This window comes from Bartonella sp. AA86SXKL (assembly GCF_042196885.1).
Window position 1 is genome coordinate 1 of the sequence record NZ_JBHIRE010000579.1, and the last position, 544, is coordinate 544.

Annotated in this window: 1 pseudogene; it reads right to left on the minus strand. The window is 35.5% G+C overall.

Going from position 1 to position 544, the window contains the following annotated elements:
- Positions 1–424, minus strand: a pseudogene (locus ACFIO5_RS13385) (peptidase M3); the annotation flags it as partial.
- Positions 425–544: the final 120 nt, after the last annotated feature.

Here is a 544-nt window from a genome sequence, read left to right on the forward strand (position 1 = left end):
CAAACTTTTTCCACCATAATTCAAGGACACGCGTTGTTTCATTATCATACACACCTTGCTGCGACTGTTTATAAAGCACGTTTATTTTCGCAAATATCCGTACATCCATCATAATTTTCGAAGAATAACGAGAAAGCTTTACAACAAATTCTTGTTCTAACTGTTGAATCAACGCATTACTATGAGCACCTGAACGCAAGAAAAATATTGAACATACACGATCAAGCCTTTTTCCAGAAAGTTCAAAAGGTTGCAAAAAACTCTCAAGCGTTGGTGGCTCTTGCACCATTGCAATCGTCTCGATTTCTTCCTCTGCTTCTTTAAGCGCTTGTTCAAAAGTGGGCTTAAAATCTTCATCACTTATTGAAAAAAAATCAGGAAGTCCTGAAAATCCCTTCCAGTCCAACAGTGCTGCTTTTGTCATAATATTCTCTCTCCATTTATAACTTAAGGGGAGTAACAGTTATCTTTACGGATACAAATTGATAAATAATACTATAAAATTATTTAATGTGCTTCGAAAGTGTCTTTCAGTCCTCTATTA